The organism is Corynebacterium sp. HMSC074A09, from assembly GCF_001811545.1.
GTDB classification, from domain to species: Bacteria; Actinomycetota; Actinomycetes; order Mycobacteriales; family Mycobacteriaceae; genus Corynebacterium; species Corynebacterium hiratae.
On the sequence record NZ_KV805135.1, the window covers coordinates 1 to 235 of the forward strand.

Here is a 235-nt window from a genome sequence, read left to right on the forward strand (position 1 = left end):
CCTCGGCGGCGGTCGAAGTGGTCCATGATGATTTCCTTAACTTCCGGTTACCCGCCACTCCCTGCGTCATTGTGGGAAACATTCCCTTTCACCTCACCACTGCCATTCTTCGAAAGTTGTTGCATGCGCCGGCATGGACTGACGCTGTACTCCTCATGCAGTGGGAAGTCGCTCGCCGCCGGGCCGGGGTAGGCGCAAGCACGATGATGACGGCTCAGTGGTCCCCATGGTTCAC

Annotated in this window: 1 protein-coding gene; it reads left to right on the forward strand. The window is 59.1% G+C overall.

Annotated features, from left to right (window positions below; genetic code table 11):
- The coding region (locus HMPREF2807_RS03810) for an rRNA adenine N-6-methyltransferase family protein (protein ID WP_304439958.1) at positions 1-235 on the forward strand (235 nt) is incomplete at both ends.